We start from the raw sequence: 5,505 nt of genomic DNA, 5'->3' as shown, positions 1-5,505 counted from the left end.
GTCTCGGTGCTGCGCTCCTCGCTCAACGACCGAGTCTCGGTGCTGCGCTCCTCGCTCGTGGTCCGCCGGGTCGGCGGTCCACCCGTCGTCGAGCACCGCATCGATCTCGGCCTGCGGCATGGGCAGCAGCGGCAGGGTGAGCTCGCCGGTCGCACCGGGGCCGGGGCCGAGAGCTGCGAGCAGGGTGATGCGCGGGATCACGCCGGTCAGACGCCCTGCAGAATCCACCACGGCCAGCGGCAGCGGCGACTCGACGGAGGGGATGAAGAGGTTCATGAGCACTTCGTCCTGGCTCACGCTCTGCGGAACCGGCTTGATGATCGATTCGAGCGTCGAGACGCCCTGGCGGACGAGCTTGACCGCATCCCGATCGGTGACGATGCCGAGCAGCTTGCGATCGCGGCCGGTCACATAGGTGGCCGACATGAACGCGTCGCGCATCTGGCGAAGGGCCGTGCGGGGACCGGCGGTCTCGGCCACGACAGGACGCGCGCGCTCCATGACGTTCGCGGCGGTGAGCACGCGGGCGCGGTCGACGTCCTGCACGAACTGCTCGACGTAGTCGTTCGCCGGGTCGGTGAGGATGTCTTCCGGCGTGCCGATCTGCACGATGCGGCCGTCGCGCATCACGGCGATGCGATCGCCGAGGAACATGGCCTCGTTGAGGTCGTGGGTGATGAAGACGATGGTCTTCTGCAGCTTCTCCTGCAGTTCGAGCAGCTGCTCCTGCATCTCGCGACGGATAAGCGGGTCGAGCGCGCTGAACGCCTCATCCATGAGCAGGATGTCGGAGTCGGCCGCGAGCGCCCGGGCGATGCCCACGCGCTGCTGCATCCCGCCGGACAGTTCGGAGGGGAGCTTCTCGGCCTGGCCCTCGAGACCCACCAGGGCGAGGATCTCTTCGGCCTTCTTCAGCCGCTCGTCCTTCCCCACACCCTTGAGCTCGAGCGGGTAGGCGACGTTGGCGGCGACCGTGCGGTGCGGCAGCAGTGCGAAGTGCTGGAAGACCATCGAGATGCGGTCTCGGCGGATCTCGCGCAGCCGACCGGCGGGGATGCCGGTGATGGCGTCGCCGTTCACGACGACGGACCCATCGCTCGCCTCGTGCAGGCCGTTGAGCATGCGGATGATGGTCGACTTGCCGGAGCCGGACAGCCCCATGATCACGAAGATCTCGCCCCGGTTCACGGTGAAACTGGCATCGATGACGGCTGCGGTCCCTGCGTCGCCGACGGCGGATCTGGTCTCACCGGCCTTGAGTCGACGGACGGCGCTGCTCGGATTCTTCCCGAACACCTTGTACAGATTGCGCGCTTCTAGAGCGATTTCGGACACGTTTCCCCTGCGGCTCGCCGTCGGGTGGCTGAGCCTGCTTCGGTTACGCCCGGGTGACGCTCCCGGCCGTTTCGACATGGTGCTGTGGCGGCGCGGACGGCGGATTTCGGATCCACCGCGATAGAGCATCGACCGTACGCCCACGCCTCTTCGCAGCACAGCACATTCGAAAGAAGGACGTGGTCGCGGACTGGTCTTCGGGCCGTCAGGCCCACAGAACAACGTAACGAAATGCCCGATCAGGGGCAAATCCGTGATTTTCACCGTCGTTCAGTTTCGTCGGCTGACCGGGGGATTGCGCGGGTTTCGGACGCGCTTCCCGGGCCCTCACTCCGGGCGTTTCCGCCGGGTCGGGTCAGCGACGCACGCTGCGCGTGACCGTGAACTTGGGAGTGCGCTCCAGCTGCTCGGTGGCACCCACGAGACGGGTGAGTTCGGCGCGGTATCCGAGCGACGAGTTGTACACCGTGAAGAGCTCGCCGCCGGGGCGGAGGATGCGGGCAGCCGCCTCGAACAGTCGCGTCGCGGCGCCCGTGTGCACGCTCGATCCGAGGTGGAAGGGAGGGTTGAGCAGCACGACATCCGCGCGCGCACCGTCGATCTCCGAACCCGCGTCATCGTGTGTGACCACGACGCGATCATCGACGCCGTTCGCGACCATCGTGGCGCGGGCAGAGGCGACGGCCGCCGCCGATCGGTCGGTCGCGATCACGCGGGATTCCGGGTGCGCGAGGGCATACGAGGCGGCGAGCGCACCGGTTCCACAGCCCAGATCGACCACGGTCGGCGCGGAGCTCGGCCGTTCGCCGCCCATGACTCCGGACGAACGTGTGACGTCGGGCCGATTCGGGGTGTTCTCGGCCGATTCGGTTGCGTTCGCCCCGAGTCGCGAACGATCGAGCCCGAGCGCATCGAGCAGCACCCGCGTGCCGATGTCGAGTTTCGCCCCCGCGAACGCGCCGCCGTGCGCGACGAGCGTCAGGCCGTCGTGCCGCGCTGTCACAGGGAACGGCGGTTCTGCCGGCACCGGCCGGGGAGCGGAGGCCACCACCAGACGCGACTTGCGCTCCGCGCGCTCGGCCCGCACCTCCGCAAAGCTGCGACCGAGCGCCTCGTTCTGGGCGATCGTCATGTGCTTCACCCGACCGCCCGCGACGAGCACGACGTCGGGCGCGGCCCAGCGAGCCACGGCGTCCGCGACCTCCTCGAGTTCGGCGAGCGCCTTGGGCAACTGCAGGAGCACGAGTCGTGCCCCGGCGAGCAGACTCGATTCGAGTTCGTGCGACGAGAACCCGGCGAGATCGAGCTCCGCCGCATTGCGGGCCAGCGCGCGACGCCCCGTCGCGAGGTCCTGATGCACGCGAACCCCGTCGAGTCCGGCATCCGTCAGCGCGAGCGTGATCGCCCCGTACTCGTCGCCGATCACCGCGATCTCCCGGCCATCGACTCCGAGCGAGAGCGCGCGGTCGACCAGCAGCAGATCGGTCGCGTCGTAGGCCTGGAGGTTGTCGGCCTCGACGTCGGGCCAGCGGCGCAGGCGGCTATAGGGAAAGTCCACCTCTCAAGACTAGGAGCGCCACCGTTGACATCGACTGAACGCGCGTTTAGTATGCTGTACATGCGTTCAGCTTCCGACGACCTGACGGCACGGGCCCGCATCCGTGACACCGCCATCGCCGCCTTCGCGCGCGACGGATACGATGCCGCGAGCCTGCGCGCGATCGCCAGGGAGGCCGGGGTCAGCCCGGCTCTGATCGTGCACCACTTCGGCGACAAGAACGCCCTCCGCAGGGAGTGCGATGACTACGTGGTCGGCGTCTTCATCGACGAGGACCACGACCTCATCGTCGCGCCGACTCGCGATCGCATCCGCACCGCGCTCCACGACCTCGAGCGATACGGCCCCTACATCGACTATCTCGCGCGCATGCTCGCCGACGGATCGGCCGCCGCAGATCGACTGTTCGACAGCTTCCTGGCCAACACCCGCGATGTGCTCGCCGATCAGCGCGAAGCGGGGATGCTCGAGCCGATGAGCGACCCCGAGATGACGACGATGCTGCTGACCCTCCTCGGGCTCGCCCCGGTCGTGATGTGCGCGCAGATCGCGCGAGCGCTGGGCACCGACCAGCTGAGCCCCGCCGGGCTCCTGCGCACCACTCTGCCGACGCTCGAACTGCTGACCCACGGCATCTATTCGACGACCGCACTGCTCGACGGCGCGCGAGACGCACTCTCGGGCGAGGAGAGCACCCCGGAAGGAGCAGCGTCATGACCGACACCATCGAGATCGCACGCCTGCACAAGCGCTACGGCAATCGCGTCGCGCTGCACGAGCTCGACCTGCGGGTGCGTCCGGGCACCGTCTTCGGGCTGATCGGTCCCAACGGCGCAGGCAAGACGACCACCCTTCGCACACTAGTCGACATCATCCGCCCCTCTTCCGGCTCGGTGCGCGTCCTGGGCGAAGACCCCCGGCATGGCGGCGCGGAGCTGCGTCGTCGCATGGGCTACGTACCGGGCGAGCTGCACCTGGAAGGACGGCCCAGCGGACATCGGATGCTGGCGTTCTACGCCCGGGTCTCGGGCGCGCGCGATTCCGCGACGACGCTGCGCACCGGCCGCGATCTGGCCGACCGGCTCGGCGTCGACCTGACGCGCCCTGTTCACACGCTGTCGAAGGGCAACAAGCAGAAGGTCGGGTTGATCCAGGCCTTCATGCACCACCCGGAGCTGCTGATCCTCGACGAGCCCACCGGCGGTCTCGACCCCCTGATGCAGCGCGAGTTCCTGCAGATGGTGCGCGAGGCGAAGGATGCCGGGCAGACCGTGCTGCTGAGCTCGCACGTGCTCAGCGAGATCCAGCAGACCGCCGACGAGGTCGCGGTGCTCGCGAACGGACGCGTCGTCGCCGACGGTGACGTCGCCTCGCTGCGGCTGGGCTCGATCCGCCGGGTGCGGGTCGAGCTCGCCACCACGGATGCCGCGGCTGCCCGCGCCGCTCTCGAGCGGATTCCCGGACTCACCGAGGTCGACGTGCACGCTGCCGACGGCATGCTGAGGCTGTCGGGCACTGTCGACGGCGCGATCGATCCGTTCCTCAAAGCGCTCGCCCGGTTCGAGGTGCGGGACCTGACCGTCGAGGAACCGGACCTCGAGGAGTCGGTGCTGCGCCTCTACGGCGTATCCGCCACGCCGGCATCCGCCCGTCCCGCATCCGCCCGATCCGCGAGCCGACGTTCGCGGCACGACAGTGAGGGGCAGCGATGAACGGGATCCTGCCGGTGTTCCGGCGCAGCCTGCGCGAGTCCTGGCGGAGCCTCCTCGGATGGACCGTCGGCCTCGCCGCAGTGCTCTTCCTCTACCTGCCGCTGTATCCGAGCCTCGCCGGTGACGGACAGCTCGAGGACATGATCTCGTCGCTGCCGAAGGAACTCGTCGACACCCTCGGGTACGACCAGATCGCGACCGGTGCCGGATACGCGCAGAGCACGTTCTTCGGCCTGATCGGCTTCCTGCTGCTGACGATCGCGGCGGTGACGTGGGGCTCGGCGGCCATCGCCGGCGCCGAAGAGAGCGGACGCGCCGAGCTCGACCTGGCGCACGGCATCGGACGCGGCCAGTACGCGCTGGAGTCGGCCCTCGCCGTGCTCGTGCGGCTCCTGTGGCTCGGTGTCTTCTCGGGGTTCGTCGTCTGGGCGTTGAACGACTCCGCCGAACTCGGCCTCGAGGGCTGGCGCATCGTCGGAGCGTGCGCCGCGCTCACCGGGCTCTCGTTCCTCACGGCATCCGCGGCGCTGCTCGCGGGAGCGGCGACCGGCCGTCGCATCTGGGCGACGGGCGTCGGCGCGGGGATCGCCGTGGTCGGGTACGTCCTGCAGGCGATCGCCCGTCAGTCCGACGACCTCGAGTGGCTCAACGCGCTCTCGCCCTACGCCTGGGTGTACCGTCAGCCACCCCTCGCCGAGGGCGTCGATGCCGGCGGGCTCGCGCTCACGTGGGGCCTTGCTCTGGTGCTCGTCGTCGCATCGACCCTCGCGCTGCGCGCCCGGGATCTGCGCGGCTGAGTTCCGCGCCCGTCGTCGAGCAAGTCCCCCGGTCGTTGAACGAATCATGCAGCTGTGGCGCGTTTCGTCTCGCTCGGCTCCGCCGGGCTCGCTCAACGACCGG

The 5,505-nt window shown here is 69.1% G+C and carries 5 protein-coding genes; 3 read left to right on the top strand and 2 right to left on the bottom strand.

The window, feature by feature from the left end; genetic code table 11:
* Together RWO82_RS14940 and RWO82_RS14935 are read right to left on the bottom strand one after the other, a co-directional pair.
* The coding region (locus tag RWO82_RS14940; protein WP_314428319.1) for a glycine betaine/L-proline ABC transporter ATP-binding protein at window positions 1-1,335 on the bottom strand (1,335 nt) is incomplete at its 3' end.
* Window positions 1,336-1,690: 355 nt separating this feature from the next.
* Entirely contained in the window at window positions 1,691-2,893 is a 1,203-nt protein-coding gene (locus tag RWO82_RS14935) for a methyltransferase (protein ID WP_314428318.1), read from the bottom strand.
* A 60-nt stretch (window positions 2,894-2,953) separates the two neighbouring features.
* On the opposite strand from RWO82_RS14935, the gene RWO82_RS14930 reads away from it, so the two are divergent.
* Genes RWO82_RS14930 through RWO82_RS14920 form a run of 3 tightly spaced genes read left to right on the top strand, consistent with a single transcriptional unit; the run spans window position 2,954 to window position 5,402 of the window.
* Window positions 2,954-3,610 (top strand): TetR family transcriptional regulator, encoded by a 657-nt coding sequence (locus RWO82_RS14930; RefSeq protein ID WP_314428317.1) that lies wholly within the window; start codon window positions 2,954-2,956, stop codon window positions 3,608-3,610.
* Window positions 3,607-4,605 (top strand): ABC transporter ATP-binding protein, encoded by a 999-nt coding sequence (locus RWO82_RS14925; protein WP_314428316.1) that lies wholly within the window; start codon window positions 3,607-3,609, stop codon window positions 4,603-4,605. Before RWO82_RS14930 ends, RWO82_RS14925 begins: the two co-directional genes overlap by 4 nt.
* Window positions 4,602-5,402, top strand: coding sequence for an ABC transporter permease subunit (locus RWO82_RS14920; protein ID WP_314428315.1), 801 nt, complete (start codon window positions 4,602-4,604; stop codon window positions 5,400-5,402). The genes RWO82_RS14925 and RWO82_RS14920 overlap by 4 nt, the downstream gene beginning before the upstream one ends.
* The last annotated feature ends 103 nt before the right edge of the window (window positions 5,403-5,505 follow it).

The sequence above is a fragment of the uncultured Microbacterium sp. genome, assembly GCF_963521645.1.
In the GTDB taxonomy this organism is placed as follows: Bacteria; Actinomycetota; Actinomycetes; order Actinomycetales; family Microbacteriaceae; genus Microbacterium.
This window is presented reverse-complemented; position numbering and strand designations above follow the sequence as displayed.